General features: G+C 70.0%; 25 protein-coding genes and 1 riboswitch. Of the genes, 15 read left to right on the top strand and 10 right to left on the bottom strand.

The genetic code is table 11. The annotated features are described in order from the left end of the window. Positions 1–46 precede the first annotated feature (46 nt). From ACFV6V_RS27900 to def, 8 genes are all read left to right on the top strand, one after another. Complete coding sequence (locus ACFV6V_RS27900) at positions 47–862, top strand: SOS response-associated peptidase (RefSeq protein ID WP_385570277.1); 816 nt, start codon at positions 47–49, stop codon at positions 860–862. A 114-nt stretch (positions 863–976) separates the two neighbouring features. After that, complete coding sequence (locus tag ACFV6V_RS27895; protein ID WP_385570300.1) at positions 977–1,612, top strand: alpha/beta family hydrolase; 636 nt, start codon at positions 977–979, stop codon at positions 1,610–1,612. Between the two features lie 276 nt (positions 1,613–1,888). After that, positions 1,889–2,536, top strand: coding sequence for a sigma-70 family RNA polymerase sigma factor (locus tag ACFV6V_RS27890; protein ID WP_385570275.1), 648 nt, complete (start codon positions 1,889–1,891; stop codon positions 2,534–2,536). Continuing rightward, positions 2,533–2,850, top strand: coding sequence for a mycothiol system anti-sigma-R factor (gene rsrA / locus ACFV6V_RS27885; RefSeq protein ID WP_385570272.1), 318 nt, complete (start codon positions 2,533–2,535; stop codon positions 2,848–2,850). The genes ACFV6V_RS27890 and rsrA overlap by 4 nt, the downstream gene beginning before the upstream one ends. A 180-nt stretch (positions 2,851–3,030) precedes the next feature. Further along, entirely contained in the window at positions 3,031–4,425 is a 1,395-nt protein-coding gene (locus tag ACFV6V_RS27880) for an HD-GYP domain-containing protein (RefSeq protein ID WP_385570270.1), read from the top strand. Next, positions 4,422–5,795 (top strand): HD-GYP domain-containing protein, encoded by a 1,374-nt coding sequence (locus ACFV6V_RS27875; protein ID WP_385570268.1) that lies wholly within the window; start codon positions 4,422–4,424, stop codon positions 5,793–5,795. Before ACFV6V_RS27880 ends, ACFV6V_RS27875 begins: the two co-directional genes overlap by 4 nt. Before the next feature lie 135 nt (positions 5,796–5,930). Further along, on the top strand, positions 5,931–6,911 hold the full coding sequence (locus ACFV6V_RS27870) for a hypothetical protein (RefSeq protein ID WP_361279414.1): 981 nt from the start codon (positions 5,931–5,933) through the stop codon (positions 6,909–6,911). Between the two features lie 66 nt (positions 6,912–6,977). Beyond that, entirely contained in the window at positions 6,978–7,604 is a 627-nt protein-coding gene (gene def / locus ACFV6V_RS27865; protein ID WP_385570265.1) for a peptide deformylase, read from the top strand. Here def and ACFV6V_RS27860 read toward each other — a convergent pair. After that, on the bottom strand, positions 7,580–8,587 hold the full coding sequence (locus tag ACFV6V_RS27860; RefSeq protein ID WP_385570263.1) for a helix-turn-helix domain-containing protein: 1,008 nt from the start codon (positions 8,585–8,587) through the stop codon (positions 7,580–7,582). The two genes, def and ACFV6V_RS27860, sit on opposite strands and share 25 nt — an antisense overlap. A gap of 82 nt (positions 8,588–8,669) precedes the next feature. On the opposite strand from ACFV6V_RS27860, the gene ACFV6V_RS27855 reads away from it, so the two are divergent. Further along, the gene (locus ACFV6V_RS27855) at positions 8,670–8,894 is read left to right on the top strand and encodes a hypothetical protein (protein ID WP_385570261.1); all 225 of its coding nucleotides are present in this window, start codon (positions 8,670–8,672) and stop codon (positions 8,892–8,894) included. On the opposite strand, the gene ACFV6V_RS27850 is transcribed toward ACFV6V_RS27855, so the two are convergent. From ACFV6V_RS27850 to ACFV6V_RS27825, 6 genes are all read right to left on the bottom strand, one after another. Continuing rightward, positions 8,849–9,895 (bottom strand): ribonucleotide-diphosphate reductase subunit beta, encoded by a 1,047-nt coding sequence (locus tag ACFV6V_RS27850; protein ID WP_361279004.1) that lies wholly within the window; start codon positions 9,893–9,895, stop codon positions 8,849–8,851. The two genes, ACFV6V_RS27855 and ACFV6V_RS27850, sit on opposite strands and share 46 nt — an antisense overlap. Beyond that, the gene (locus tag ACFV6V_RS27845) at positions 9,886–12,258 is read right to left on the bottom strand and encodes a ribonucleoside-diphosphate reductase subunit alpha (RefSeq protein WP_385570258.1); all 2,373 of its coding nucleotides are present in this window, start codon (positions 12,256–12,258) and stop codon (positions 9,886–9,888) included. The genes ACFV6V_RS27850 and ACFV6V_RS27845 overlap by 10 nt, the downstream gene beginning before the upstream one ends. A 129-nt stretch (positions 12,259–12,387) precedes the next feature. Next, positions 12,388–12,584: riboswitch (cobalamin riboswitch) on the bottom strand. 82 nt (positions 12,585–12,666) lie between these two features. Continuing rightward, entirely contained in the window at positions 12,667–13,170 is a 504-nt protein-coding gene (locus ACFV6V_RS27840; protein WP_385570256.1) for a GNAT family N-acetyltransferase, read from the bottom strand. 97 nt (positions 13,171–13,267) lie between these two features. Next, positions 13,268–14,893: a monocarboxylate uptake permease MctP gene (mctP, locus tag ACFV6V_RS27835; protein ID WP_385570254.1), complete on the bottom strand. Its 1,626-nt coding sequence runs from the start codon at positions 14,891–14,893 to the stop codon at positions 13,268–13,270. Then, positions 14,890–15,189: a DUF3311 domain-containing protein gene (locus ACFV6V_RS27830; protein WP_385570252.1), complete on the bottom strand. Its 300-nt coding sequence runs from the start codon at positions 15,187–15,189 to the stop codon at positions 14,890–14,892. The genes mctP and ACFV6V_RS27830 overlap by 4 nt, the downstream gene beginning before the upstream one ends. A gap of 217 nt (positions 15,190–15,406) precedes the next feature. Further along, positions 15,407–16,174, bottom strand: coding sequence for a GntR family transcriptional regulator (locus ACFV6V_RS27825; RefSeq protein ID WP_385570298.1), 768 nt, complete (start codon positions 16,172–16,174; stop codon positions 15,407–15,409). Between the two features lie 238 nt (positions 16,175–16,412). On the opposite strand from ACFV6V_RS27825, the gene ACFV6V_RS27820 reads away from it, so the two are divergent. The 4 genes from ACFV6V_RS27820 (at position 16,413) to ACFV6V_RS27805 (ending at position 21,186) form a co-directional block, all read left to right on the top strand. Further along, a complete protein-coding gene (locus tag ACFV6V_RS27820; protein ID WP_385570250.1) occupies positions 16,413–17,696 on the top strand; it encodes an extracellular solute-binding protein in 1,284 nt (427 codons plus the stop codon). 95 nt (positions 17,697–17,791) lie between these two features. After that, a complete protein-coding gene (locus ACFV6V_RS27815) occupies positions 17,792–18,799 on the top strand; it encodes a carbohydrate ABC transporter permease (RefSeq protein WP_385570247.1) in 1,008 nt (335 codons plus the stop codon). 5 nt (positions 18,800–18,804) lie between these two features. Beyond that, positions 18,805–19,659, top strand: coding sequence for a carbohydrate ABC transporter permease (locus ACFV6V_RS27810; RefSeq protein ID WP_385570245.1), 855 nt, complete (start codon positions 18,805–18,807; stop codon positions 19,657–19,659). Between the two features lie 9 nt (positions 19,660–19,668). Further along, the gene (locus ACFV6V_RS27805) at positions 19,669–21,186 is read left to right on the top strand and encodes a glycoside hydrolase family 3 protein (protein ID WP_385570243.1); all 1,518 of its coding nucleotides are present in this window, start codon (positions 19,669–19,671) and stop codon (positions 21,184–21,186) included. 343 nt (positions 21,187–21,529) lie between these two features. Here the strand turns inward: ACFV6V_RS27805 and nagB are convergent, their stop codons facing one another. Then, positions 21,530–22,315 (bottom strand): glucosamine-6-phosphate deaminase, encoded by a 786-nt coding sequence (nagB, locus tag ACFV6V_RS27800; protein ID WP_385570240.1) that lies wholly within the window; start codon positions 22,313–22,315, stop codon positions 21,530–21,532. Between the two features lie 363 nt (positions 22,316–22,678). On the opposite strand from nagB, the gene ACFV6V_RS27795 reads away from it, so the two are divergent. Then, a complete protein-coding gene (locus ACFV6V_RS27795) occupies positions 22,679–24,145 on the top strand; it encodes a sensor histidine kinase (RefSeq protein ID WP_385570238.1) in 1,467 nt (488 codons plus the stop codon). A gap of 154 nt (positions 24,146–24,299) precedes the next feature. On the opposite strand, the gene ACFV6V_RS27790 is transcribed toward ACFV6V_RS27795, so the two are convergent. After that, positions 24,300–24,557, bottom strand: a complete 258-nt coding sequence (locus tag ACFV6V_RS27790; protein ID WP_003953983.1) for a WhiB family transcriptional regulator — start codon at positions 24,555–24,557, stop codon at positions 24,300–24,302. Between the two features lie 316 nt (positions 24,558–24,873). Beyond that, positions 24,874–25,842, bottom strand: coding sequence for a diacylglycerol/lipid kinase family protein (locus ACFV6V_RS27785; RefSeq protein WP_385570236.1), 969 nt, complete (start codon positions 25,840–25,842; stop codon positions 24,874–24,876). Positions 25,843–25,935: 93 nt separating this feature from the next. On the opposite strand from ACFV6V_RS27785, the gene ACFV6V_RS27780 reads away from it, so the two are divergent. Beyond that, the gene (locus ACFV6V_RS27780) at positions 25,936–26,370 is read left to right on the top strand and encodes a hypothetical protein (RefSeq protein WP_385570235.1); all 435 of its coding nucleotides are present in this window, start codon (positions 25,936–25,938) and stop codon (positions 26,368–26,370) included. The last annotated feature ends 10 nt before the right edge of the window (positions 26,371–26,380 follow it).

The following is a 26,380-nucleotide window of genomic DNA, read 5'->3' as shown; positions in this document are numbered from 1 at the left end:
CGGGGAGGCTCCTCGGGGCGCTGGGGGTCGTGGCAGTGTGGCACTTATGTGCGGACGGTATGCAGCGAGTCGCAGGCCCGAGGACCTCACGGGGCTCTTCCAGATCGAGAAGTGGGAGCCGGCGGAGACCCTGGCCCCCGACTGGAACGTGGCTCCCACCAAGGAGGTCTACGCGGTACTCGAACGTCCTCTGAAGGACGCGGAGGACCGCCATCCGGTTCGCCAGCTGCGAAAACTCAAGTGGGGCCTGGTCCCGTCCTTCGCCAAGAACCCCGAGGGCGCGGCCCGGATGATCAACGCCCGTGCGGAGACCGTGCACGAGAAGCCCTCGTTCCGGCGCCCGTTCGCCGCCCGCCGCTGCATCCTCCCCGCGGATGGCTACTACGAGTGGGTCACCGGGTCCGACGAGCGGGACCTGGAGGTCCAGGGCAAGAAGAAGAGGCCGCGCAAGCAGCCGTACTTCGTCACGCCCGCCGACGGGACGGTCTTCGCGATGGCCGGCCTCTACGAGTTCTGGCGGGACCGGACCCTCCCGGACGACCATCCGCAGTCGTGGTGGGTGACCTGCTCGGTGATCACGACCGAGGCGGAGACGGGCCCACTGGCGGTCGCGCCCGCCGACGGCCCGCACTCGCTGTCCGACATCCATCCGCGGATGCCGCTGATGCTGACGCAGGACCGCTGGGATGCCTGGCTCGACCCGTCGCGCACGGACGTGGACGAGCTGCGGGAGCTGCTCGCGCCGCCGCCGACCGGGCTGATGCGGGCGTATCCGGTGGCGACGTCCGTCAGCAACGTACGGAACAACGGCCCCGAGCTGCTGGAGGAGCTGGCGGCGCCCGAGGTGGGCACGCTCTTCTGAGCGCTGACTGACCTCGAAGCCCTGGGACGCTTTCATCGAAGGCCCGCGCCTTGTGAAGGCCCGGGCCTTCAGCCGTACGGCGTGCACTGATGTGAGACTGCGTCCGTGACTTCCGTGACACAGAGCGAGATCGTCGAGACACCGGCCGGGGACGCCCGGATCACCTGGCACCCCGCACAGGGCGCGGCCCGGCTCGTGCTGGCCGTGAGCCACGGCGCGGGCGGCGGTATCGGGGCGAGCGACTTGCAGGCGCTCGCCGCCGCGCTGCCCGCTTCCGGCGTGAGCGTCGCTCTGGTGGAGCAACCCTGGCGGGTGGCGGGCAAGAAGGTCGCGCCCGCGCCGAAGACCCTGGACACCGGCTGGCGGGGGCTGTGGCCCGCGCTGGAGAAGCCGGGGCTGCCGATCGTCGCGGGCGGGCGCAGCGCCGGGGCGCGCGTGGCCTGCCGTACGGCGAGTGAGCTCGGGGCCCGTGCCGTGCTCGCGCTGAGCTTCCCGCTGCATCCTCCGGGCCGCCCCGAGAAGTCCAGGGCCGATGAGCTGCTCGGCGCCGGTGTGCCGGTGCTGGTCGTCCAGGGCGGGAACGACCCCTTCGGCAGACCGGAGGAGTTCCCCGCGGGGGAGTACGAGCTGGTCGAGGTGGACTCCGCCGATCATGGACTGTCCGTACCCAAGCGGGCGGCGTTGAGCCAGGAGGAAGCGCTGGCCGCGGTGGTCGGCGGCGTACGGAAGTGGATCACGGCTCTGCGGTGAGGCGCGGCCGCTGGGAACGGCGGGGAACGCCGTGCGGGCGCGGGAATACCCGGGGCGTTGCCTCCGTTGACCTGCACGTCACCACACGAGCTTGGAGAGGAAGACCGCCACATGGGTTCGACCATCTGCCCGAGCCTCCCGCACGCCTCTGACCTGCACTGGACTGTGCTTTCGACGCCCAGGAGCGGGGCTATTCAGGCGGCGGGCGGAGGGGTTGGTCGTCTATCCTCCGATTCGAGCGGGTCCGCTTTCGGCCCCGCCCCAGCGTTGGAGGAGGTGGGTCCGGTCACTGGGACCGACGAGGGCCGCACGGAAGAGACGGCCGCCGAGCGCAACGCACGATTCGAGCGGGACGCTCTCGGCTACCTCGACCAGATGTACTCGGCCGCGCTCCGCATGACACGCAATCCGGCCGATGCCGAGGACCTCGTGCAGGAGACGTATGCCAAGGCGTACGGCTCGTTCCACCAGTTCCGTGAAGGCACCAACCTCAAGGCCTGGCTGTATCGCATCCTCACCAACACCTTCATCAACTCGTACCGCAAGAAGCAGCGCGAGCCTCAGCGCAGTGCGGCGGAGGAGATCGAGGACTGGCAGCTCGCCCGTGCCGAGTCGCACATGTCGACCGGTCTGCGCTCCGCCGAGTCCCAGGCGCTCGACCACCTGCCCGACTCCGATGTGAAGGAAGCGCTCCAGGAGATCCCCGAGGAGTTCCGCATCGCGGTCTACCTGGCGGATGTCGAGGGCTTTGCCTACAAGGAGATCGCGGACATCATGGGTACCCCCATCGGTACGGTGATGTCCCGACTGCACCGCGGCCGTCGCCAGTTGCGCGGAATGCTGGAGGACTACGCCCGTGAGCGCGGGCTGGTGCCCGCGGGCGCCGGGGAGTCGACGAACGATCGGAAGGGCTCGGGCTCATGAGCTGCGGAGAGCCGCATGAGACGGATTGCGCAGAGGTACTCGGCCATCTGTACGAGTTCCTCGACCGTGAGATGCCCGACGCCGACTGCACCAAGTTCGAGACGCACTTCGAGGAGTGCTCGCCGTGCCTGGAGAAGTACGGGCTCGAGCAGGCGGTGAAGAAGCTCGTCAAGCGCTGCTGCGGGCATGACGACGTGCCGTCCGACCTGCGGGCGAAGGTCATGGGCCGGATCGAGCTGATCAGGGCCGGTGAGGCGGTGCCGGAGCAGGAGCTGACGGTCGGGACGGATCTGCCGGGTGCGACCGCGCAGTAGCCGCCGCAGGTTCGGCATTCGACTTCCGTGAGGGGCGCACCTGTGGGGTGCGCCCCTCACGCGTGCCCGGTGTCACCCGATGGTGCGAACCCTTGCTCTTCCCCCCTCACCCGCCGGTCAACTCGCTAGCCTGGCGCTCTGTTTGTGGGCAGCCGGGGGAGCCGAGGAGGGCCCGGGCGGGTGAGAGGCATTGCAGGCAGAGCACGCGTGCTGATTCTGTGCGCCGCGTTGTGCGCCGTCGCGAGTGCGCTGCCCGCCCTGCGCCCCGGCGCACGGGTCCCCTGGGCCGATCTCGCCCTGCTCGCCGGGGCCTGCGCGGTGGGCGAGATCCCTCTCCGCCGGCTCTTGGGGCTCATACGGGGCCGGCCCGCTGACCGGGTTCCGCCGGCCGGTACCGGATCGTTCTTCCCCGTACTGCTCGCCGCGGCCCTCGTGCTGCCACCGCCCGCCGCCGCGCTGGCCGCGATCCCGGGTGCGCTCGTCGCACCTGTGGACCGCACCCCCGTGGGCGTAAGGCGGCTGTGGCGGGCTGCCGCACTCGCCCTGGCGGCATGGGCCGCCTCCTGGGCCACTGTCCTGTGCGGAGGGCTCGGCACCGCCCCGGCGTTTCCCCGGGCGGTGCCGGTGGCGCTGGCGTCCGCGCTGACGTTCTGCCTGGTGCTCACCGCCCTTGACGCGGCGATCCTGGCCACCGCCGAGCGCTCGCCACCGGTCGCCACCTGGGGCGGGCTGCTGCCCCGCTCGCTGGCCCCGCACCTGGTGCACGGGCTCGCCGCGGCGACGGCGGCCGTGCTGTGGCACAGCCCCTATGGGCCGGTCTCCGCGCTGTTCGTGCTGCTCCCGGTGTACATCTCCTCGTGGGTGTTCGCCCAGTACCACCACGAACGCGGCGCGCACCGCGCCACCATCCGCGCCCTGGTCCAGGCCGTCGACATCAAGGACGAGTACACCCGCGGGCACAGCGAGCGCGTGGGACGGGCGTCCATGCTGATCGCTCGTGAGCTGGGGATGGACGAGGAGCGGCTCGAGGTCATCCGCTTCGCCGGGATCCTGCACGACGTCGGCAAGCTCGGTGTCCCCACCCGGGTGCTGCGCAAGGACGGTCCCCTCACTCCCGACGAGCGCCGGGTGATCGAGCTCCACCCCGAGTACGGGCACGAGATGGTCCGCGGCATCGGCTTCCTCGGGGAGGCCAGGGCGGCGATCCTGCATCACCACGAACGGATGGACGGCAACGGCTACCCCTACGGTCTGGCCGGGAACCAGATTCCCGAGTCGGCCCGTGTCGTGGCCGTCGCCGACGCCTTCGACGCGATGACGTCGTCCCGCTCGTACAGCAGGGCCAGACCGGTCTCCGTGGCCGTCGGGGAGCTGGAACGCTGTGCGGGCACCCACTTCGACCCCCGTATGGTCAGCGCGCTCGTCCGCGCCCTGTCCCGCCACGGCTGGCAGACGGAGGTCACCGCGGACGAGGCCCATGGGCGGGACTCCGCAGCCGTACCGCCGTCGCGGTCCGCCCCGCAGCCCCGGGCGACGGCGCCGGCCGCCCATAACGCCGACGGGCACGGCGCATGACCCGCTTCAGGGTCCCGGTCACCGTCGTCGCCGTGTACGGGGCCGCGGCGGTGCTGGCGGGGACGGGATTCGTCTGGACGCTGTGGCACGGCGTCGAGGACCCGGACATCGCGTGCGCGTTCGCGCTGCTCACCGCCCTCGGCGAGCTCGCCCGCCGAGGCCCCGCGCACCGCGGAGGCGCCCCCCGGGCCCGGCTCGCGGGCCCCCCGCTCGTGGCCGACGAGCCCTGGGGACGGGAACCCGCACCGATCGGGGCGGCCGGGGCACTGGGCTATGCGCTGCTCGGCGAGTGCGCGGGCCGCGTCACCAGCCACGGCGCCCTCCAGGTCGTCGCGGTCGTGGTCACCGGAACGCTGGCCGGAGCCGTGGTGCGCCTCGCCCGCGGCGGACGGGGTCCGGCCCCCGATCGCATGGCCCGCCGGGTGCTCACCCTGGGTTTCGCCGCCGCCTGCTTCCAGCCGCTCTACAACTCGGGCGAACTGGTCGGGCGAATAGGCAAGGGCCCGGCCTACGCGCTCTACCTGCTGCTCGTCCTCGTCCTCACCGCGCTCTGTGACGCCGTGCTCGCCGCCCTGATCCGGCGCGTCCGCGCAGTCCCCCACTGCGCGCGCTGCGAGGAGGCCGCCCCCACGCCGTTCGGCCCGCTGCTCCGCGACGAGCTGCGGGCGCTCCCCGGTGTCAGCTCCGCCGTCTGCGCGACCGGCGCGGTGATGGCACTCGGGGCCGCAGTCGGCGGACTGTGGGCGCTCCCCGTGCTGTGCGTGCCCCTGCTGCTGGCTCAGCTCGCCTTCCGCCGCCACGCCGGTGTCCGCGCCACCTACCGGCAGACGATCGCCTCACTGGCCCGCGCCACCGAGATCGCCGGCTACACGCCCCGCGGCCATGCCCGCCGGGTCGCCGCGCTCAGCACCGCCGTCGGTCGTGAGATGGGTCTCGCCGGGCCCGATCTCGCCGTCCTGGAGCATGCGGCCCTGATGCACGACATCGGGCAGCTCTCGCTGGTCGACCCCGTACCGGAAGGCGCGACCGCCCTGTTGCCGGAGGCGGAGCAGCGCCGTATCGCCCTGCTCGGCGGGGCCGTGGTGCGCCAGACCGGTGCGCCCGCCGCCGTGGCGGCGGTGGTGGAGCGGCAGGCGGATCCGTACCGTGAGCAGCCGCTCGCCGCCCGGATCGTCCGCGCCGTCAACGCCTACGACGATCTCAGCGGTGCCCGCGCGGGAGACGCACGGACCGCGATGGGCGCGCTGAGAGCGCTGGAGCGGCTGCGCCTGCGCACGGCCCGCGACTACCAGCCGGAAGTCGTGGAGTCTCTCGCACGGGTGCTGTGCCGGGGCTGTGGATCCCCTCCGGTCTGGGTAACCCATGGGTAATGAGCGAGCGTCCGACCGGGCATGGTTGGATGCGAATGACGGCAGACACAAGCGACACGGCGAGACTGGCAACACAGACACAGGACGACATTCGTGTCCGGGGGAAGTGACCCGAGCGACCGGCAGGCGGGAATCGTGAGGATCTTCGGGAAGGTACGGCATCGGCCGTCCGCCTCATGGCGGCAGGCCACCGACCGCGCGTTCACGCTGATCGGTGACGGCCGTTACGAGGACGCGGGCGCGCTGCTGACCCGCGCGGCGGATCTGGAGCCCTGGCTCTCGGAGTCCTGGTTCAATCTGGCGCTGCTGCACAAGTTCCGGCACGACTGGGAGCAGGCACGCGCCGCGGGACTGCGTGCCGTGGCCCTGCTCGACAAGGAGACCGGAGCCCCCGACTGGTGGAACGTCGGTATCGCCGCCACCGCCCTCCAGGACTGGCCGCTCGCCCGCCGTGCCTGGCAGGCCTACGGGCTACGGGTCCCAGGTGAGGCCGCGACCGGCGGCGAGCCCCTCGGCATGCAGCTCGGCAGCGCCGCCGTAAGGCTGTCGCCCGAGGGCGAGGCCGAGGTGGTGTGGGGCAAGCGGCTCGATCCGGCCCGGATAGAAGTGCTGTCCATCCCCCTGCCGTCATCCGGTCGCCGCTGGGGCGAGGTGGTGCTGCACGACGGCGTCCCGCACGGCGAGCGCACCACCGCCGCGGGCCACAGCTTTCCGGTGTTCGACGAGATCGAGCTCTGGGCGCCTTCGCCCGTCCCCACCTGGGTCGTGCTGCTCGAAGCCGCCGCGGAGGAGGACCGGGACGCCCTGGAGCGGCTCGCGGCCGACGCCGGATACGCCGCGGAGGACTGGTCCTCGTCGGTGCGGCTGTTGTGCCGGGCCTGTTCCGAGAGCCAGATGCCGAGCGCCGAGGGCGAGGGCGAACACCTGGACCCGCACGACCACAGTGAGCCCGGCCATCCCGGGCCGCTCGGCCACCGCACCGCCGGCGACCTGTGGGTGCCTGAGCGCGAATGCGGTATCGCGGCGCCCGCCGGACTGGTGCGGGGGCTGCTCGACGGCTGGGTCGCCGACAGCCCGGACACCCGTGAGTGGCGGGATCTCGAGGAAGTCTGCTGACCACTGCGGCAGGGCCTTAGGCTGTACGGGACACCGAACAGGGTTTGCAGGAAGGCTTACGGCGGCATGGCGCAGCAGACGGACGAGCAGATCAACGACGGCTTCGTCGTCGACACGGAGGACTGCGAGGAGCGCGAGCAGGCGTACCGCGTGCGCGGCACGGCCCGCCCCATCACCGTCGTGGGCAACCCGGTGCTCCACAAGGAGTGCCAGGACGTCACCGAGTTCGACGACGAGCTCGCGGCGCTGATCGACGACATGTTCGCCAGCCAGCGTGCGGCGGAGGGCGTGGGCCTGGCGGCCAACCAGATCGGTGTGGACCTGAAGGTCTTCGTCTACGACTGCCCGGACGACGAGGGCGTGCGCCACACCGGCGTGGTCTGCAACCCGGTGATCCAGGAGCTGTCGCCTGAGCTGCGCGTGCTCGACGACTCGAACGAGGGCTGCCTGTCCGTCCCGACGGCCTATGCCTCGCTGGCCCGCCCCGACTACGCGGAGGTCCACGGTCAGGACCCCCAGGGCAACCCGGTCAAGGTCCGCGGCACCGGCTACTTCGCGCGCTGCCTCCAGCACGAGACCGACCACCTCTACGGGCGCCTCTACATCGACCGGCTGTCGAAGCGGGAGCGCAAGGAAGCGCTGCGGCAGATGGCGGAGGGCACTGCGCGCTACGAGACCGTGCCGAACGACTGAGCAGCCGCCGCGCCGGTCGGGCCCACCCGCACCGGGCCGCGGAACGTGCGCCGGTAGGTGTTCGGGGTCGTCCCCAGCGTGCGCAGGAAGTGATGGCGCAGCGCAGCCGCGTTCCCGAAGCCCGCACGGCCCGCGATCGTGTCCACCGTCTCGTCCGTCGCCTCCAGCAGCTCCTGCGCCAGCAGCACCCGCTGGCGCAGCAGCCAGCGGTACGGCGTCGTGCCGGTCTCCTGCTGGAAGCGGCGGGCGAACGTACGGGGAGACATATGGGCCCGTGCTGCCAGGTGTTCCACGGTCATCTCCCGATCGAGGTGCCGCTCCATCCAGGCCAGCACCTCTCCGACCGTGTCGCACCGATGGCGCGGCAGGGGCCGTTCGATGTACTGCGCCTGCCCGCCGTCGCGGTGCGGGGGCACGATCATGCGCCGGGCGATGGTGTTGGCGACCTCGGGGCCGTGCTCACGGCGTACGAGGTGCAGACAGGCGTCGATCGCGGCGGCGGTCCCGGCCGAGGTGATCACCGATCCCTCGTCTACGTACAGCACGTCCGGATCGACCCGCGCCCGCGGATACCTGCGTGCAAGCGCCGTGGTGTGCCGCCAGTGGGTGGTGCAGCACCGGCCGTCGAGCAGACCAGCAGCCCCCAGCACAAACGCCCCGGTGCAGACGGACAGCACCCGCGCACCCCGGCCGACGGCCGCCCGCAGTGCTTCCAGCAGGGCCTCGGGATAGTCGCGCCGCGTGTAGTCGCTGCCGGTGGGCACGGCGATCAGGTCGGCCTCGTCCAGCCGTTCCAGTCCGTGCTCCACCTCAAGCGTGAAACCGGCATGGGTGCGCAATCGGCGCCCCTCGGCGGAGACCGCGGCGAAATCGTAGACGGGGAGCCCGTCGTCGCTGCGGTCCAGGCCGAAGACCTCACACAGCACACCGAGTTCGAAGGGATGCACGCCGTCGAGCAGTACGGCCGCCACGTTCTTGAGCATGCCGCGAGTGTGGCAGTAATTCGATGGTTGTCGACAGTCCTGCCACTGCTCTTCTCGGCGTCCCGGGACGAGAGTGAACGTCATGAGTACGTTCCTCAGCTATGTCGTAGTCCTCGGAATCCTTGTCGTCGTGGGACTGCCCTCGTTCGTCGGCCATCTGCGCGACCGTGCGATCGACCGGCAACTGCGTGATGCGGAAAGGCCGATGGCCCGGACCGCGGTGCGGGCCGAGCCATCGATCGTGTGCGGGCGCCTGAGCGGTCAGAAGTCCTCGTCCAGGTCCACCGAGCCCTCGACCGCGACCTGATACGCGGACGGGCGGCGCTCGAAGAAGTTGGTCAGCTCCTGGACGCCCTGGAGCTCCATGAAGGCGAACGGGTTCTGTGAGCCGTACACCGGGGCGAAGCCGAGGCGGACCAGGCGCTGGTCGGCGACGCACTCCAGGTACTCGCGCATCGACTCGGTGTTCATGCCCGGCAGGCCCTCACCGCACAGGTCGCGGCCGAACTGGAGCTCGGCGGCGACGGCCTCCTTCAGCATCTCCGTGACCTGGTGCTGGAGCTCGTCGTCGAAGAGCTCAGGCTCCTCCTTGCGGACCGTGTCCACGACCTCGAAAGCGAAGTTCATGTGCATGGTCTCGTCCCGGAACACCCAGTTGGTGCCGGTCGCGAGACCGTGCAGCAGACCGCGGGAGCGGAACCAGTAGACGTACGCGAACGCCCCGTAGAAGAACAGGCCCTCGATGCACGCCGCGAAGCAGATCAGGTTCAGCAGGAAACGGCGGCGGTCGGCCTGGGTCTCCAGGCGGTCCAGCTTCTCGACCGAGTCCATCCACCTGAAGCAGAACGCGGCCTTCTCGCGGATCGAGGGGATGTTCTCGACCGCGTCGAACGCGGCGGCCCGGTCCTCCGGGTTAGGCAGGTAGGTGTCCAGCAGGGTCAGATAGAACTGGACGTGCACGGCCTCCTCGAAGAGCTGGCGGGAGAGGTACAGCCGCGCTTCGGGGGAGTTGATGTGCTTGTAGAGGGTGAGCACCAGGTTGTTGGCGACGATCGAGTCGCCCGTGGCGAAGAACGCGACCAGGCGGCCGATCATGTGCTGCTCGCCGGGGGAGAGCTTGGCCAGATCGGCGACGTCGGAGTGGAGGTCGACCTCCTCCACCGTCCAGGTGTTCTTGATCGCGTCCCGGTAGCGCTCGTAGAAGTCGGGGTAGCGCATCGGGCGGAGCGTCAGCTCGAAGCCGGGGTCGAGCAGGTTCTTCTCCCGCGCCGTCGTGGCGCTGGTGGCTTCGGTGGACATTACTGGCATGCCTCGCAGGACTCGGGGTTCTCAAGGGAGCAGGCGACGGCGTCCGCGTCGGGAGCGGCCTGCTGGGCGGGGATGGGGGCGGCGACGGCCGCCGGAGTGCCGGACGCGGCGCGGGCGATCCGGGTGGCCGGGCGGGAGCGCAGGTAGTACGTCGTCTTCAGGCCCCGCTTCCAGGCGTACGCGTACATCGAGCTGAGCTTGCCGATGGTCGGCGTCTCCATGAAGAGGTTCAGCGACTGCGACTGGTCCAGGAACGGGGTGCGGTCCGCGGCCATGTCGATCAGGCCTCGCTGCGGGATCTCCCAGGCCGTGCGGTACAGCTCCCGGACGTCCGCGGGGATCCAGCTGAGGCCCTGCACCGAGCCGCTGGAGTCACGCAGCGCCTCGCGGGTCTGCGCGTCCCACACGCCCAGCTGCTTCAGCTCGTCCACCAGGTACGAGTTGACCTGGAGGAACTCGCCCGACAGCGTCTCGCGCTTGAACAGGTTGGAGACCTGCGGCTCGATGCACTCGTAGACACCCGCGATCGACGCGATGGTCGCGGTGGGGGCGATGGCGAGCAGCAGCGAATTGCGCATCCCGGTGGTGTTGACCCGCTCGCGCAGCGCGGCCCAGCGCTCGGGCCAGTTGAGCTCGACCCCGTAGTGGTCCGGGTGCAGCACACCGCGTGCCGTGCGGGTCTGCTCCCAGGCGGGCAGCGGGCCGCTGCGCTCGGCGAGGTCGCAGGACGCCTCGTACGCCGCCAGCATGATCCGCTCGGCGATCCGGGTCGACAGCGCCTTCGCCTCGGCGGAGTCGAAGGGCAGCCGCAGCTTGAAGAAGACGTCCTGGAGGCCCATCGCCCCCAGGCCCACCGGGCGCCACTTCGCGTTGGAGCGGCCGGCCTGCTCGGTCGGGTAGAAGTTGATGTCCACGACCCGGTCGAGGAAGGTCACGGCCGTACGGACGGTCTCGTCCAGCCGCTCCCAGTCGATGGAGCCCTCGGGGGTGACGAACGCGCCCAGGTTGACCGAGCCGAGGTTGCAGACGGCCGTCTCGCCGTCGTTCGTGACCTCGATGATCTCGGTGCAGAGGTTCGAGGAGTGGACGACGGTGCCGGGCTCCGCGGTCTGGTTCGCCGTGCGGTTCGAGGCGTCCTTGAACGTCATCCAGCCGTTGCCGGTCTGGGCGAGCGTGCGCATCATCCGGCCGTACAGGTCTCGGGCGGGGATCGTCTTGCGGGCGAGCCCCGCCTCCTCCGCCTTGCGGTAGGCGGCGTCGAACTCGGCGCCCCACAGGTCGACCAGCCCGGGCACGTCCACCGGAGAGAACAGCGACCACTCGGCGTCGGCGTTCACCCGGCGCATGAACTCGTCCGGGATCCAGTGCGCCAGGTTGAGGTTGTGCGTACGCCGCGCTTCCTCACCCGTGTTGTCGCGCAGCTCCAGGAACTCCTCGATGTCCGCGTGCCAGGTCTCCAGGTAGACGCAGGCCGCACCCTTGCGCCGGCCCCCCTGGTTGACGGCGGCGACCGAGGAGTCCAGGGTGCGCAGGAACGGCACGATGCCGTTGGAGTGTCCGTTGGTGCCGCGGATCAGCGAACCGCGGGAGCGGATGCGGGAGTACGAAAGACCGATACCGCCCGCGTGCTTCGACAGCCGCGCCACCTGGTGGTAGCGGTCGTAGATCGAGTCCAGCTCGTCCAGCGGCGAGTCCAGCAGGTAGCAGGACGACATCTGGGGGTGCCGGGTGCCGGAGTTGAAGAGCGTCGGCGACGACGGCAGATAGTCCAGCCGGCTCATCAGCCCGTACAGCGCGGCGACTTCGTCCACCGCGCGCGCGGACCCGTCCTCGGCGAGACCGCAGGCGACCCGCAGCATGAACTGCTGCGGGGTCTCGACCACTTTGCGGGTGATCGGGTGGCGCAGCAGATAGCGGCTGTAGAGGGTGCGGAGTCCGAAGTAGCCGAAGCGGTCGTCGGCGGCCGGGTCGATGAGAGCGTCGAGACGGGCGGCATGCTCCTGGACGAAAGCGGCCGTACGGTCCGCGATCAGCCCCTCGAGATGACCGACGGCGACGGAGGAGGCGAAGCCGCTGGCCCCCTGCGAGGCCGCCTCGTCGGCGATGGTGATGCTGAGCAGCCGGGCCGCGAGCCGGGAGTACGCCGGGTCCTCGGCGATCAGCCCCGCGGCCGCCTCCGTGGCCAGCTCCCGCAGTTCGGCTTCGTCCGAACCGGCGTGGCGTCCCCGGAGCGCGGCGGCGGCGACCCTGCCGGGGTCGGTGTCGGGGAGGTCCGCGGTGAGGTCGGTCAGGATCCGCAGCAGCGCGGTTCCTGGCCCATCGGCGAGCTGCGTTGAAGCAGGGTCTGGGGGCGCGATGGTCACGGGGTGCTCTCCCTCACTCGGCTCGGGGCCGGCGGGGAAGTGGCGTGCGGGCGTGTGTCTGGGCAGCACAACGCTCCGCGTCCACCAGCCTGATCCGCGAGGCCCGGACGTCTCGGAACCCGGACCGGATGGACCGGGTGCGTTGCCGACAGGTCCTCGGACTCGTGGGTGTGCGCTCACTCCCGTGCACGCACGCACGGATACGCCGCGCGGGCATGCCTCATGGGTACGCGAAAGGAACGAATGCAGACCGACTCACCGTTGCGGGACAGTTCCGGATTTCCACCGGATTCCCCTGCTGCGGCAACGGAGTCGAGCATACATGTAGGGGCGCGGCGTTGCCGCGCCCCCCACATGTTGTGTCGCGGTGGTGTCGCGTCTCCCCTCGGGCGAGCCGGGGTTCAGCCCTCAGAGCTCAAGGGCGTACGTCAGCAGAGGGTCCAGGCCGGCGATCGGCACCCAGTCCCGTGCGGGCGTCCGTACGAAGCCCAGACGCTCGTATATGCGGTGGGCCGCGCGCATCTGCTGATCGGTCGACAGCACCAGTCGGCGGCAGCCTTCGATGCCCCGGGCCCGCTCGACGCACGCTATGACGAGAGCCTCGCCGATACCCCGTTTCCGGGCTTCGGTGGCGACGACCAGCATCCTGAACTCGGCCTCGTCATCGCCCGCGATATTGGCGTAGGGCTTCGCTCCCGCCGTGAACGCCACTCCGCCGAGCAGGCGCCCCGAGCCGTCCACGGCGACGAGCACCTCGGCCTGTGCGGCTCTCGCTGCCGTGTCCCGCAGCACGGGGAGATAGGGGTCCTGCTCCCCGAAGGCCAGCAGTCCGTCCCCGAGATAGGTCTGTGCGGTGAGCTCGCCGAGGGCGTCGTACTCCTGCGGCTCCACCTGTCGGATGATCACGTCCATCCCGGCAGTCTGCCGCACACGGGGGAATGCCACACCGGGACAGCGGCGCCTGGCCGCTGTCCCGGAGGGAGGAAGCGGCCAGGCGGTGTCCGGTGTGTCAGTGGGTCGCGGCGGTCAGCTTCGGGGCCTCCGTCTCGACTCCGGGGTCTCCCGCGTCCGCCGTGTAGTCCTCGGGGGACGTCTCGTCGACACCGTCCGGAGCGTTCGTGGCCCGCAGCACGAAGGTGAGGACCACCGTCACCAGCACATTGAGCACAAACGCCGTCAGACCGATGTAGCCGATCTCGCCGATGCCCGGGATCTCGGTGGACGAGCCGCCGAAGTGCTTCTGGGTCGGGCTCGCGACACCGTACGCCGCCGCCGTGCCGTAGATCATTCCGACGGCCCAGCCGGCGAGCAGTGCCCAGCGGTGGAACCAGCGGGTGAACAGCCCGCCGACCAGGGCCGGGAAGGTCTGAAGGATCCAGATGCCGCCCAGGAGCTGGAAGTTGATGGCGACCGTCTTGTCCATGGTGAGGACGAAGGCCAGCGCGCCCACCTTCACCAGCAGCGACACCAGCTTCGAGACCTTGGTCTCCTGCTCCGGTGTCGCGTCCGGCTTCAGGAAGTCCTTGTAGATGTTTCGCGTGAACAGATTCGCCGCCGCGATCGACATGATCGCGGCCGGCACCAGTGCGCCGATACCGATGGCGGCGAAGGCCACCCCCGCGAACCAGTCGGGGAACATGTTCTCGAACAGCTGCGGAATCGCGAGCTGGCCGTTGGTCACCTTGACCCCGGCAGCGATCGCCATGAACCCGAGCAGGGCGAGCAGCCCCAGCATCAGCGAGTAGAGCGGCAGTATGGTCGTGTTGCGCCGGATCACGTCACGGCTGCGCGAGGACAGCGTCGCGGTGATCGAGTGCGGATACATGAACAGCGCCAGCGCGGAACCGAGTGCCAGCGTGGCGTAGCCCCATTGACCCATCTCACCGGGCACCAGGGCCCCGAAGGGCTTGTCGGTCTTCGGGTTGGTCTGGGACAGAGCGTCGCCCGCCTTGGCGAAGATCGCGTCGAAACCACCCAGTTTGATGGGGATGTAGATGATGGCGACGGCGATCACCAGATAGATGAGCGTGTCCTTCACGAAGGCGATCAGCGCGGGCGCCCGCAGCCCGGACGAGTAGGTGTACGCCGCGAGCACGCCGAAGGCGATCAGCAGCGGGAGGTCCTTGACGAACCAGTGGGTGTTCTCACCGCCGCCCACGCCCATCACGTCCAGTACGGCCTGGATACCGACGAGTTGCAGAGCGATGTACGGCATCGTCGCGAGGATGCCGGTGACCGCCACCGCCAGTGAGAGGCCCTTGGAGCCGAACCGCCCGCGGACGAAGTCCGATGTCGTCACATAGCCGTGCCGGTGCGAGACCGACCACAGGCGGGGCAGGAACGTGAAGATCAGCGGGTAGACGAGGATGGTGTACGGCACTGCGAAGAAGCCCGCGGCGCCCGCCGCGTAGATGGCCGCGGGTACGGCGACGAAGGTGTACGCGGTGTAGAGGTCGCCGCCGAGCAGGAACCACGTCACCCACGTACCGAACGAGCGTCCGCCCAGACCCCATTCGTCCAGGCTGTTCTCGTTCGCCGCCCTGCGCCATCGTGAGGCCAGGAAGCCCATGACCGTGACGGCCAGGAAGAAGAAGACGAAGACGGCGAGTGCGACGCCGTTCACACCGTCGTTCACCGCGACGCCCCTTCCTGCTCGCTGCGGTCGGCGCGCTGGGCGGGCAGGTCGTGCCGAGCCCGCCTCGCGCGCTGGTCGCGCTGCCAGAGCTGGTACGCGATCAGCGTCAGCGCGGTCGAGATGACCACCCAGAGCATCTGGTACCAGTAGAAGAAGGGGATCCCGGCGAACGCGGGGTCGGTCTTCGCGTACGAACCGACCCAGAGCATCGCGACGAACGGTGCGATCAGGCACAGGGCCACGACCACCCGCACCGGCGTGACGGCCGGTCTGCTCCCCGCGGGTACTTCGGACATGAGCGACTCCGTTCCCTCGGTTGCCTTGCTGGTCAGCTGAATCGCTCAGCTGCTGTAGCGCGCAGGAAATCTAGGGGATGACTTCGCGTGTGGGAACCCTGCGTTCCGGATATCGGACAGGCAATCGGCGGGCGGTCGGCGCAGCCGCCGAGCGGCCGGAACCGACCGCTCAGCGCCCGAAACCGACCGCTCGTCGCGGCGGGGTGGGCTCGGGGCGTCAGTCCGACTCGGGGCGCTTGAGCCGCGCCACGAACTTGTAGCGGTCGCCGCGGTACACCGACCGCACCCATTCGACCGGTTCGCCGTTCCTGTCCAGCGAGTGCCGCGACAGCATCAGCATCGGCAGGCCCACATCCGTGCCCAGCAACCCCGCCTCGCGCGGAGTGGCCAGCGAGGTCTCGATGGTCTCCTCGGCCTCGGCCAGATGGACGTCGTACACCTCGGCGAGCGCCGTGTAGAGCGAGGTGTACTTCACCAGTGACCTGCGAAGGGCCGGAAAGCGCTTCGCCGACAGATGCGTCGTCTCGATCGCCATCGGCTCGCCGCTCGCCAGCCGCAGCCGCTCGATCCGCAGCACCCGCCCGCCCGGTGCGATGTCGAGCAGTCCGGCGAGCGTGTCATCGGCGGTGACATAGCCGAGGTCCAGCAGCTGGGACGTGGGTTCGAGGCCCTGCGCCTTCATGTCCTCGGTGTACGAGGTGAGCTGGAGGGCCTGGGAGACCTTGGGCTTGGCGACGAACGTCCCCTTGCCCTGGATGCGTTCGAGGCGTCCCTCGACCACCAGCTCCTGGAGGGCCTGGCGCACGGTGGTGCGCGAGGTGTCGAACTCGGCGGCGAGGGTGCGCTCGGGCGGTACGGGCGTGCCGGGCGGCATCGTCTCCGTCATGTCGAGCAAGTGCTTCTTGAGGCGGTAGTACTTGGGCACGCGGGCCGACCGGGTCGTCGTCCCGTTCTCGGTCTCCGTGCCGCCCCCGTCCATGGCCATGGCCCGCCTTCCCGACTCGTGTGCTGCTGCCGTCACCGGCTCCTCCGTTGGTTGCGGATCACATGGTGGCACGGTCCGGTCACGGGTCGTCGCCCTCCCTCAGGTGTCGGTCCGGTAACGGACGCGACAGCCCTCCTTATACACCCTTGACACCCCTAAAGGTCTAGGCCAAGCTCCGCTTACTGGTCTAAACCAATATGGGCCATGTGGGGGTTGCAGCATCCCTGAGGAGGGTGGCGTGAAGCGCAAGCTCATCGCGGCGGTCGGCGTCGCGGGCATGGTGGTCGGCATAGCCGCGTGTGGCTCCGGCAGCGACAAGGGCGGGGACAAGGCCGGCGCCGACGCCAAGGAACTCACCGTCTGGCTGACCGTCGACGCCCAGAACAACTGGCCGGAGCTGGTCAAGGCGGCCGACGACGCGGTCGTCAAGAAGCACCCCGGCCTCACCATCAAGCACGAGTACTACGGCTGGCCCGACAAGAACACCAAGCTCGACGCCGTCCTCGCCACCGACAAGGCCCCCGACGTGGTCGAGATGGGCAACACCGAGATGCTCGGCTACGTGGTCAAGGGTGCGTTCGCCGAGGTCGACCCCCAGCAGTTCGAGCAGTCGGACGCCTGGCTCGACGGACTCAAGGAGTCCGTCGGCTACGAGGGCAAGACCTACGGCGTGCCGTACTACGCCGGCGGCCGCGTGGGCAACTGGCGCAAGGACGTGGCCGCCGAGGCCGGAGTGAAGGCTCCGCCCAGGACGTACACGGAGCTGACCGCCGCCCTGGACCGGATCCAGGCCAAGAAGGGTCCCAAGTTCAGCGCCTGGTACCAGCCTTCGCCGGACTGGTACGCCGCGATGTCCTTCGTCTACGACGCGGGCGGGGCGATCGCGAAGAAGGAGGGCGACCAGTGGAAGGCCCGACTCTCCTCACCCGAGTCGCTCAAGGGCCTCAACGAGTACAAGAAGGTGCTCGACACCTACATGAAGGCCGACAAGACCAAGGACGAGTCGGACCGCTACATCGTGTACGGCCAGGGCAACGCCGGGATGATCTTCGGCGCGGCCTGGGAGGGCGCGACCGCCGAGGACCCGAAGAACGACAAGACCGGCAAGCTCAAGGGCAACCTTCAGAACTTCGTGATGCCGGGACCGTCCGGCAGTAACCTTCCCGTCTTCCTCGGCGGTTCCGACCTCGCCATCCCGGTCAAGTCACGGGCACAGGCCCTGGCCGCCGAGTGGATCAACGCCTTCACCGGAGCCCAGGGGCAGAAGGGCCTGGTCGCCAAGGGCAATCTGCCCAACAACAAGACCGACCTGGCCCCGCTGAAGAGCGACCCGAAGACGGCGGTTCCGGCCACCGCGGCCGAGTCCAGCTGGTTCGTCCCGATGGCACCGGGCTGGGGCCAGGTCGAGAAGGCCCAGATCCTCAAGACGATGCTCCAGGAGATCGGCACCGGCAAGAAGTCGGTCGAGGAGGCCGCCAAGGCCGCGGACGAGGCGATCGACAAGGTCATCAACACCAAGTGACCGCCCCCGGCAGGACCTCGTCGGCCGACCGGATCGCCGGTCGCCCGACGGGGTCCTGCTCCCGTACGAGTTGAGGGATCGCCGAGGAGCGCCCGATGAGTGCCGCAGACACAACCACTGCCAAGGTGCCGCCCGCGCGGCTGTCGACGCCCCCCGGCGCGGGACCGGGGGCCGGGGAAGCCGGAGGACCGGGACAGCGGCGACGGCGCACCGGCGGCGGGACCGCGGTGCCGTGGGCGCTGCTCGCGCCCTGCCTGCTCGTCCTGCTCCTCGTACTCGGCTATCCACTGGCCCGGCTGGTCACCCTCTCCTTCCAGAAGTTCGGGCAGCCGCAGCTGTGGGGCTTCCAGGAGCCCGAGTCGGTGGGCCTCGCCAACTTCACCAGGATCCTGGGCGACGGCGAGTTCTGGTCCGTGGTCGTGCGCACCGTGGTCTTCACCGGTGGCGCGGTGGTGCTCACCATGGTGCTCGGGATGCTGATCGCGCTCTTGCTCCAGCGGGTTTCCCGCTGGGTGAGGACGCTGATAAACATCGCGCTGGTCGCGAGCTGGGGCATGCCCGTCATCGTCGCCACCGCGATCTTCAAGTGGCTGTTCGACACCGACTACGGGGTGCTCAACTGGCTGCTCAGCCGGATACCCGGGGTCGACATGAGCGGTCACAACTGGTTCGCCAGCGGGCCCGAGGGCCTCGCCGTCATCATGCTGCTGGTGGTCTGGGGCGCCGTGCCCTTCGTCGCCGTCACCCTCAGCGCCGGGCTCACCCAGGTGCCCAGGGAACTGGAGGAGGCCGCCCGCCTCGACGGCGCCGGAGCCTGGGGCGTGTTCCGCTATGTCACCCTGCCGGTCCTCAAACCGATCATCGTGATGCTGACGACGCTCTCGGTGATCTGGGACATGGGGGTCTTCCCGCAGGTGTTCGTGATGCGCAACGGCCACCCTGAGGCGGAGTTCCAGCTGCTGACCACGTACTCGTACGACAAGGCCTTCGTCGTCAACGACTACGGGGGCGGCTCCGCGATCGCCCTGGTCACCGTGCTCCTGCTGCTCGGTGTGGTCGCGGTCTACATGCGCCAGATGCTCAGGATCGGAGAAGTCGAGTGAGTGCCGTGGTCAAACGCACTGACGTGCGCACCGCCAGGAGACCGGCCCGGGGCAGGCTCGGCTGGAACCTGCTGGGCCTGCTGGTCTTCGCCACTGCCGGATTCCCCGTCTACTGGATGCTCAACACGGCCTTCAAGCCCGCCAGGGACGCGATCGACCCGGACCCCCACTTCTTCCCCCGGACCCTCACCGTCGAGAACTTCTCCCGGGCCCTCGACGTGGCCGACTTCTGGGGCCCCGTCGGACGCAGCCTCGCCGTGTCGCTGGCCGTGGTGGCCGTCGGGATCGCGGTCGGCATGCTCGCCGCGCTCGCGATCTCCCGATTCGCCTTCCGCGGCCGGAAGGTCGTGATCGTGGGCATCCTGGCCGTCCAGATGGTCCCGCTGGTCGCCATGATCATCCCGGTCTTCCTGCTGCTGAACGACCTCGGTCAGTACGACAGGCTGACCGGTCTGATCATCACGTACCTCACCTTCGTCCTCCCCTTCACCGTGTGGACGCTGCGCGGCTTCATCGTCAACATCCCCAGGGAACTGGAGGAGGCCGCGATGGTCGACGGCTGCACCCGCGCCGGCGCCTTCCTCCGGGTGGTCTTCCCGCTGCTGGCCCCCGGGATGGTGGCGACCTCCGTGTACGCGTTCATCCAGGCGTGGAACGAGTATCTGTACGCCCTGATGCTCATGAGCCAGCAGAACCAGACCGCCACCGTCTGGCTCGGCAACTTCACCACCAAGCACGGCACCGAATACGCCCCGATGATGGCCGGCGCCACGATGATGGCCGTCCCCATCGTGATCCTCTTCCTCCTCGTCCAGCGCAAGATGGCCGCGGGCCTCACGGCCGGCGCAGTGAAGGGATGACGACGCCGAATGACGACGACTCCGCACCGCACCGACACCCTCACCCGCGATGCCCTGGCCGTCCTCCAGCCCGGCTTCCCCGGCACCACCGCTCCCGAATGGCTGCTGCGGCGTATCGGGGAGGGCCTCGCGGCGGTGGGTCTGTTCGGCCGCAACATCGCCTCGCCCGAGCAGCTCTCCGCGCTCACCGCCCAGCTGCGGGCCGAGCGGGACGACGTCCTCGTCGCCATCGACGAGGAGGGCGGGGACGTCACCCGCCTGGAGGTCCGCACCGGCTCGTCCTTCCCCGGCAACTACGCCCTCGGGTCCGTGGACGACACCGACCTCACCCGCCAGGTGGCCGCTGCGCTCGGACGCCGGCTCGCCGCGTGCGGGGTCGACCTGAACTGGGCGCCGTCCGCCGACGTCAATTCAAATCCGAACAATCCCGTGATCGGGGTGCGTTCCTTCGGCTCGGACCCCGCGCTTGTCGCCCGGCACACCGCGGCGTATGTCGAGGGCCTGCAGTCCGCTGGTGTGGCCGCATGCACCAAACACTTCCCCGGGCACGGCGACACATCGGTCGACTCACACCACGCACTGCCCCGGATCGATGTGGAGTTGGCCACTTTGCATGCCCGTGAGCTGCTGCCTTTTCATTCGGCGATCGCAATGGGTTCCAAGTCGGTCATGAGCGCGCATATCCTGCTACCCGCGCTCGACCCCGATCACCCGGCGACCCTGAGCCCGCGGATCCTCACCGGTCTGCTGCGTCAGGAGCTGGGTTTCGACGGCCTCATCGTCACCGACGGTATGGAGATGAAGGCCGTCGCCGAGACGTACGGGATCGAGCGCGGCAGTGTCCTCGCGATCGCCGCCGGTGCCGACGCGATCTGCGTCGGCGGCGGCCTGGCCGACGAGGACACGGTGCTGCGGCTGCGCGACGCGCTCGTCACCGCGGTGCGCCAGGGCGAGCTGCCCGAGGAACGACTGGCCGACGCGGCCGCACGGGTGCGTGCGCTCGCGGACTGGACCAGGGGGGCCAGGGGGGCGGCATCGGAGCCGGGCGCGGCTTCACAGGAGGGGACCGCGCCCGGCACCGAGATCGGCCTCGTGGCCGCGCGCCGTGCGGTACGCGTGACCCCGGGGGCGGGGCCCCGGACACCCCTCGCCTCCACTCCGTATGTGGCCGCTTTCACCGCTGCGGCCAACATCGCGGTGGGCGACGAGACACCTTGGGGCGTCGCCGCGGAACTTGCCCGCCTGTTTCCCGGCACCCGGACGGACACCTACGCCGAGTCCGCTCCGACCGCCGAGGTGCTGAGCGCCGCGGGCGACCGGCGTGTGGTCGCGGTGGTGCGCGATGCCCACCGGCACCCGTGGATGGCGCAGGCGCTCGACGCCCTGCTGGCCGCCCGGCCGGACACGATCGTGGTCGAGATGGGCCTCAACCAGGCCCCACCACGCGGCGCCCTCCATGTGGCGACACTCGGAGCGGCGCGGGTGTGCGGTGTCGCGGCAGCGGAGGCGATCTGCGGTCGCCGCTAGGCCGTGATGGAGAACTCCGGTCTGGCTCGCGACGCCTGGCACGCGCACTCGCTGCGTTGTCGGATCGTCCGAGGACGCCCGGTACGAGGACGACCTCCCCCTGCCTCCGGCGGGGGAACCCCCACCGCCTTGCGATGGCACGCACCGGACGCAGCGATCCCCGCCCTTCGGGCGGACGACACCAGTTCTCACACACGGCCCAGGCCGCGATTTCGCGGTGCACCGCACCCCTGACGGAGACTTCCCGCTCACCGCTGCGAGGCGCGGCTGCACCGGACGCCCCGCCCACCACGGGCCACCGAGGCCGCACAGGGGGCGGGCACGGGCACCGTGCAAGCCGCCCCTACAGCCCCTGCCACGCAGGCTTGTTCGCGTACGCGTGCCGGAAGTACCCCGCCAGCCGCAATCCCGACGCCGCCTCCTCGTCCACCACCACCGTCACGTGCGGGTGAAGCTGTAGCGCTGAGGCGGGGCACACCGCCGCCACCGGCCCCTCCACCGTCGCCGCGACCGCCTCCGACTTGCCCTTGCCGGTGGCGAGCAGCACCAGGTGGCGGGCCTCCAGGATGGTGCCGACGCCCTGGGTGATCACGTGCTGCGGCACCTGGGTGATGTCGCCGCCGAAGAAGCGCGCGTTGTCCGCCCGGGTCTGCTGTGTGAGCGTCTTGATCCGGGTGCGGGACGCGAGCGACGAGCACGGTTCGTTGAAACCGATGTGCCCGTCGGTGCCGATCCCGAGGAGCTGGAGGTCCACTCCGCCCGCCTCGGCCAGCGCCGCGTCGTACGCCGCGCAGGCGGCCCGTACGTCCGGGGCCATGCCGTCGGGGCCCAGGAAGGCGTCGGGGCGCAGTCCGAGTGGTTCGACGACCTCGCGCAGCAGGACGGAGTGATAGGACTCGGGGTGGCCCGCGGGCAGGCCCACGTACTCGTCGAGCTGAGCGATCCTGGCCCTCGACGTATCCGCCTCGCCCGCCCGCACGAACGCGGCGAGCGCTTCGTAGACGGGCAGGGGAGTCGATCCGGTGGCCACCCCGAGCAGTGCGTCGGGCTTGCGGCGCAGGAGATCCGCGATGCCCCGGGCGATGAGCTCCCCGCCGGCTTCGGCGTCCGGGACTATGACAACTTCCACGCTGGGCCTGCCTATCGCCGGAAGATACGAAAGACATCTGGTATAGACCAATGTACCAGAGGGGCCCCTGAAAACACCCGCGGGCCGCGGCGCCGGGACGGGACCCTCAGCCCGTCCGGCACCGCAGCCCGGAGTTACCCGGCCGACGGGTGTGCGGTCCCGTGCGGCCGTTGGGAGGGCATCCACGCAGTCAGGGCAGAAAGCGCGGGCGCCCAGGTCCACCCTCCTGTGCGGGGAGGGCGGAGGCTCTACCGGTCATTGTGGACTAGACATCCACATGGAGAGAAGTCCGAGGTCCATCCTTCATCACGGAGCCCCCGTCTGTCCGGTTCACACCGAGGGTACGCTCACAAGGTGCCCTCCATGAACGATCTCGTACGCCAGCACACCGCCCTGAGTGAATCAGACCTCGAGTGGCTGCACCTGCTGGTCTCGGAGTGGCAGCTGCTCTCCGACCTCTCCTTCGCCGATCTGGTCCTGTGGGTCCCCACCCTGGACGGCACACGCTATGTCTCGGTCGCCCAGATGCGCCCCAACACCGGGCCCACCTCCTACCAGGACGACATGGTCGGCCATTTGGTTCCGCGCGGGCGCCGCCCGATGCTGGACGCGGCGCTCGACGAGGGCCGTATCGTCCGCGAGGGCGACCCGGAGTGGCGGGAGGAGGTCCCGGTCCGGGTGGAGTCCATCCCCGTGCGGCGCGAGGGCCGGGTGCTCGGCGTGATCGCCAGGAACACCAACCTCCTCACGGTCCGCACACCGAGCCGGCTGGAGCTCACCTACCTTCAGTCCGCGTCCGACCTGGCCCAGATGATCGCCGCGGGCGCCTTCCCGTTCCCGGACCAGCAGGTCGACATGGATGCCTCGCCCCGCGCCGGTGACGGACTGATCCGCCTCGACGCGGACGGGGTCGTGCAGTACGCCTCGCCCAACGCGCTCTCCGCGTACCACCGTCTCGGTCTGGCCGCCGACCTGGTCGGACAGCACCTCGGGCGGATCACCGCGGAACTCGCCCCGTCCCGGGGGCCGGTCGACGAGGCCCTGGTCAAGCTGGCCAGCGGCTACGCACCCCGGGAGGCCGAGGTCGAGGGCAACGGCGGCGTGATCCAGCTCCGGGCCATTCCGCTCAAGCCCAAGGGGCCGCGCATCGGCTCCCTGGTGCTGCTCCGGGACGTCACCGAACTCCGGCGCCGCGAGCGTGAGTTGATCACCAAGGACGCCACCATCCGGGAGATCCACCACCGGGTCAAGAACAACCTCCAGACCGTGGCCGCCCTGCTGCGGCTCCAGGCCCGCCGGATGGATTCCGTACAAGGCAAGGAGGCGCTCAACGAGGCGGTCCGCAGGGTCGGCTCCATCGCGATCGTGCACGAGACCCTGTCCCACAACCTCGACGAGCGGGTCGAGTTCGACGAGATCGCCGACCGGGTCCTCGCCATGGTGGCCGAGATCGCCCCGGGCAAGGTGGTCTGCCGCCGCAGCGGTCGCTGCGGAATCCTCGACGCCGAGGTGGCCACCCCGCTCTCGATGGTTCTGACCGAGGTGGTGCAGAACGCCCTCGAGCACGCCTTCGCCCCGGGGGAGCAGGGCACGGTCGATGTCACGGCGGTACGCGGCGGCCCGCGTGGTGCGGAGCGGCTGCTGATCACCGTGCAGGACGACGGCCGCGGGCTGCCCAAGGGCTTCGACCCGCAGCGGGCCGGCAACCTCGGGCTCCAGATCGTCAGGACCCTGGTGGAAGGGGAGCTCGGCGGCTCCTTCGACATGAAGCCGGCCCCGGGGCGCGGCACTCATGTGGTCCTGGACATCCCGGTGCAGAGCGAGAAGTAGCCGCCCCTTCCGAGCGCGCACAGCAGCGAGCCCCGGTCCGTATCAACGGTCCGGGGCTCGAACGCTGTGAGTTACTGCTGCGCGCTGCGGCTCGGGGGCGGTGAATGCGTACTCGCCGTACGCGCCGCCGGCCTCAGGCTCATAGCGGTGGCGATCAGGCGCTGGCGTTGCGCGCCCGGTTACGAGCAGCGCGGCGCTTCATCGCGCGCCGCTCGTCCTCGCTGAGGCCACCCCAGACGCCGGAGTCCTGACCGGACTCGAGCGCCCACTGCAGGCACTGCTCCATGACGGGGCAGCGGCGGCAGACGGCCTTGGCTTCCTCGATCTGCAGCAGCGCAGGACCGGTGTTGCCGATGGGGAAGAACAGCTCGGGGTCTTCCTCGCGGCAAACGGCGTTGTGACGCCAGTCCATGGCTGCTACCTCTCTTGGTATGACTTACTGATTGCTTGTGAATGTGAACGCTTTCACGAATCCCCCCGCAAGGGAAGGGTCAACGCCCAGCTGAACTGGTTGCTGTCCTGAGATGAGGAGGGGTTCTGGCTCCCTGGGAGGCCGATCCTGCGGGCCGTCCCGAGCGCCACGTAGAGATTCGCAAACCTCGGCGGCGGATACAACCCCTTCCGGAAAGTTTTTTTTGATTCCTTGGTGTCGACTAGATCACAGCCGTACTTCCATGGGGTGGACCCGCGTCTAAACGTTCGACTGTAAGGAGATCGGGGCCTTCCACTCACACAATCACACGCAGTGCACGGCGTACGCCTGTGAACGTCACGCTCGTACGCAACCCCAGATGGTCTCCGTCCATCTGGAAGGGCAGTGGAGCCTTCGAATGCAAGGTGAAGTCCGCTACATCATGAAGCGACACCACATGCTTGCCGTGCGGCCCGCGCTCCGGGGTCGAGGTGAGCAGCTGAGTCGCGTAACGAGCCAGCGCGGGGGCCGAGAGCCGTCGCAGAGCCAGGACGTCCAGAGCGGTGTCGAACGACGCGTCGGGGGCGGCGTACACCGGGCGATTGCCCAGGTAGGTCCAGGGGGAGGTGTTGCACACTATCGACAGCACCACATCGCGCACCGGCTCCATGCCGGGGCGCTCCAGGGTGATCGCTCCCCGCCTGCGGTGCGGGTCGTCCAGGAAGTGGCGGGCGGCCTGGCGTATGTAGAGGGCGTGCGTCGACTTCCTGCCACGTTCGCGCTGCTGTTCGACCCGCCCGACGACTCCGGCGTCGAAGCCGAATCCGGCACAGAAGGTGAACCAGCGGGCCGGGGCTCCCTCGTCATCCGTCCCCGGCGTGCCGGACACCAGCCCGAGCCCGACGGTGCGCTCACTGCGCAGACTCAGCGCGTCCAGGATGGCGCCGGTCGCCTCGACCGCGTCGTTCGGCAGCCCGAGCGCCCGTGCGAACACATTGGTGGAGCCGCCGGGGACCACCGCGAGCCGGGGGAGTGCGTCCGGATCGGGGCCGGCGTGCAGCAGGCCGTTGACGACCTCGTTGACGGTGCCGTCACCCCCGAGCGCCACGACCAGGTCGATGTCGTCGGACTCGGCCGCCCGCCTCGCGAGGTCCCGGGCGTGACCGCGGTACTCCGTCGTGACGGCTTCCAGCTTCATTTCGCTGGCGAGGGCGTGGATCAGTACGTCACGCGTGCGGGCACTGGTGGTGGTTGCTGCCGGGTTGACCACGAGGAGTGCGCGCATGGCCGCCAGAGTACCTACCGGGGGGTACCCGGCGTACCTGCCGGGGGCACCCGGTCAGGCCCGGCCCCGGTGCCCGACGGCTACCCTTCAGGGGTGAGCAGTGCTGACCAGACCCCCGAACAGTCCGCCGAGGCCGTGTCCGGCCCCCGCCCGCCCCGGCTCACCGCCGCGGCGGCCGTCTGCGGGCTGGAAGCCCTGGCGCTCGTCGCCGGTGGTGTGTACCTGCTGGTGACCGGACTCGTCGGTACCCCCGAGAGCACCACCCAGGCGGAGTCGGGCGGCGCCACGCTGATCGCCCTGGGACTCATCCCGCTGCTGGCCGCCCGCGGCCTGCTGCTGCGCCGCGGCTGGAGCCGTGGCCCGGCGATCATCACCCAGCTGATGGCCCTTCCCGTGGCCTGGACCCTCCTGCGCTCATCGGGCGCCCTGATCCCCGCGGGGATCGCGCTCGCGTTGGTGGCGGTGATCGGTCTGGTGGTGCTGCTCAACCCGGCAACGACCCGCGAGCTTGGCCTCCGGCGGGGGTAACGGGCTCCCG

It is taken from the genome of Streptomyces sp. NPDC059828 (assembly GCF_042731955.1).
Taxonomy (GTDB): domain Bacteria; phylum Actinomycetota; class Actinomycetes; order Streptomycetales; family Streptomycetaceae; genus Streptomyces.
Note: the sequence above shows the minus strand (reverse complement) of the source record. Positions and strands in the feature narration are given on the sequence as shown.